The organism is Leptolyngbya cf. ectocarpi LEGE 11479 (assembly GCF_015207065.1).
Classification (GTDB): Bacteria; Cyanobacteriota; Cyanobacteriia; order Phormidesmidales; family Phormidesmidaceae; genus Leptothoe; species Leptothoe ectocarpi.
Window position 1 is genome coordinate 1 of the sequence record NZ_JADEXP010000524.1, and the last position, 2998, is coordinate 2998.

Consider the following 2998-nt stretch of genomic DNA (forward strand, 5'->3'; position numbering starts at 1 on the left):
CATCTAAACCAGGTTCATCCCTGTGTTACTATCAGCTACACAGCTAGGGGTGCCCGTAAAGGCGGGCTGAGATTATACCCTCGGAACCTGACTCTGGGTAATGCCAGCGTAGGGAAGCAGCAGCTTTAGTTGATTTTCAGTGCTGATCCGTGTCCGTGGGAAATCCAAGGGGTGAATTATTGCCGGACGGTAATCAATCCATAGCTCCTAGTGTTTGTCCAACGAGATGAGGCAGGACTGTGTCCATAGGAGCGATTGCGCTACTGGTGACCCTGGTAACCGCAGCAGCATTTACCCTGTTCGGCGTGTTGTATGCCGGACGTCAGCGGATTGATTTAGAAAGCTACATGGTTAACCGCAACCAGGTAGGTGGGTGGTCAGCCCTAGCGACCGTGACCGCCTCTGCCCTGGGGGCCTGGATTTTGTTTAGTCCCTTAGAAGCGGGCTCTGCCTTTGGCGGAGTGTCGGCCATCTTGGGCTACTGTCTGGGGTCAGGGGGAGCAGTAGCCCTGTTTTTTGTTGTGGGACCCCGATTGCGACATCTGATGCCCCAGGGGCATTCCCTCAATGAATATGTCAAGTATCGCTTTGGCGGGCCGATGTACTGGCTGGTGGAAGCGGTGATTGTGTTTTATATGTTCATTTACCTGGCAGCGGAGCTAACAGCCATTGCCAAAGCCCTGCAGCTGGTGGCCGATGTGCCGCTGGGAGTCACGGCGTTAGTGGTGATTACAGCGGTGTTTATCTACACCACGGTAGGCGGGTTAGGCACAACAATTTTGACCGATGTGGTGCAGTTTGTGGTGATTGTGCCGCTGTTGTTGCTCTGTGCTGGAATTATTGTTATTGCCCTGGGGGGAGCTGGTGCCCTGGGTGCGGTTGCGGCCCAGCAGCCAGAACTTCTATCCCTGGGCAATATTGGCGGTGTTCGCTTTGGGGCTACGTTGATGATTGCGATTGTGGCCGCAGAAGTCTTTAACCAGGGCAATTGGCAGCGGGTCTATGCCTGTCGTGATAACAAAACAGTTCGCCGTGCCTTTTTGGGGTCAGCGGTAGTGATTTTGCCCCTGATTTTTATTGCAGGAATGCTGGGGGTATTAGCGGTTCCCTTGGCGGATGTGCAGCCCGACATTATTGGCGAGACGGCGTTGTTTGGCCTACTCAATCAGCTGGCGATGCCTGGCTGGGTGCTGGTGAGTGTGATTGTGCTGGCCTTAGCGCTGGTGATGAGCAGTCTTGATACTATGCTGAATGGTATTGCCAGCGTGTTTACCCTCGATTTGATGCGGCTATTGCCGGATCCGGCTGCCGTATTGCGAGTTTCAAGGATTTTGACTGTGGTGGTAGGGCTGCCTGCGATCGCAATTGCCTCCCAAGGCTACAGCGTCCTCTACTTGTTTTTTGTGGCCGATTTAATCTGTGCTGCGGTACTTTTTCCCATGCTTTACGGCCTTTACAGCCGTCATCTCACAGGCGTCAATGCCTTTGCTAGCTCATTGGTGGGCATGGTGGCAGGGGTACTGTTTTTCCAAAAGCCTGATTTTGCACCCCTGTTTCCTGCCGTGCCAGGCAGTGCAGACTTACTTCACAGCTTTGCCGCCGCCCTAATTACATCAACCGTTGTCACATTGGTTTGGACAGCCTTATCAAAACAAAACGGTACCGCTCAAATTTTTAACTACGATCAGCTGCGGGCCAAAACCTACTAAACCCTTGCAGTCAATCTCCTGTATTCCTGTGCCCGACGCTTCAAGGGCAAAATCGTCACATTGTTATCCCACTTCACTTTGGTTTTGAATATGAGAACTAATTGGATTACGCCTCGTCGAGGACAATCGAATGTTAGTCAGATGTACTACGCTCGCCAGGGCATTATTACTGAGGAAATGACCCATGTAGCTAAGCGAGAGAACTTGCCCGTTGACTTGATTAAGGAGGAAGTGGCGCGGGGACGGATGATTATTCCCGCCAACATCAACCACCCTAATCTAGAGCCCATGGCCATTGGCATTGCCAGCAAGTGTAAGGTCAACGCCAACATCGGTGCATCGCCCAATTCCTCTGACATTAGTGAGGAGTTAGACAAGATGCTCCTGGCTGTTAAATACGGTGCCGATACGGTGATGGATCTCTCCACGGGTGGAGGCAACCTGGATGAAATCCGCACGGCCATTATAAACGCGTCGCCGGTACCCATTGGCACCGTGCCCATTTATCAAGCTCTAGAAAGCGTCCATGGCAGCATTGAAAATCTCTCTGAGGATGACTTTCTTCATATCATTGAGAAGCATGCCCAGCAGGGTGTGGACTACATGACCATCCATGCCGGGTTGCTGATTGAGCACCTGCCCCTGGTCAAAAATCGCATTACCGGTATCGTCTCTCGCGGTGGTGGCATTATTGCCCAGTGGATGCTGCACCACCATAAGCAAAATCCTCTCTACAGCCGTTTTGATGACATCATCGAGATTTTCAAAAAATATGATGTCTCTTTTAGTTTGGGAGATTCTCTCCGCCCCGGCTGTCTTCACGATGCCTCTGACGAAGCGCAGCTAGCCGAGCTAAAAACCCTGGGTCAGCTTACCCGTCGTGCCTGGGAGCATGATGTGCAGGTGATGGTGGAAGGTCCTGGCCATGTGCCCATGGATCAAATCGAGTTTAATGTGCGCAAACAAATGGAAGAGTGCTCAGAAGCTCCCTTCTATGTACTCGGCCCGCTGGTTACCGATATTGCCCCTGGCTATGACCATATTACCTCTGCCATCGGTGCGGCAATGGCCGGCTGGTACGGCACCTCCATGCTATGCTACGTCACTCCCAAAGAGCACCTGGGCCTACCCAACGCAGAAGACGTGCGCAATGGTTTGATCGCCTATAAGATTGCTGCCCATGCGGCAGACATTGCTCGCCATCGTCCGGGGGCTCGCGATCGCGACGATGAACTCTCCCATGCCCGTTACAACTTTGATTGGAACAAACAGTTTGACCTGTCCTTAGA

2 protein-coding genes and 1 riboswitch are annotated in these 2998 nt (G+C 52.4%); both genes read left to right on the forward strand.

Annotated elements, in window-relative coordinates; genetic code table 11:
* Positions 1-35 precede the first annotated feature (35 nt).
* Positions 36-132: riboswitch (TPP riboswitch) on the forward strand.
* A 107-nt stretch (positions 133-239) separates the two neighbouring features.
* Positions 240-1709 (forward strand): sodium:solute symporter family transporter, encoded by a 1470-nt coding sequence (locus IQ260_RS29395; RefSeq protein WP_193996604.1) that lies wholly within the window; start codon positions 240-242, stop codon positions 1707-1709.
* A 90-nt stretch (positions 1710-1799) separates the two neighbouring features.
* Positions 1800-2998: phosphomethylpyrimidine synthase (gene thiC, locus IQ260_RS29400; RefSeq protein WP_193996605.1), on the forward strand; the 1199-nt coding region annotated here is incomplete at its 3' end.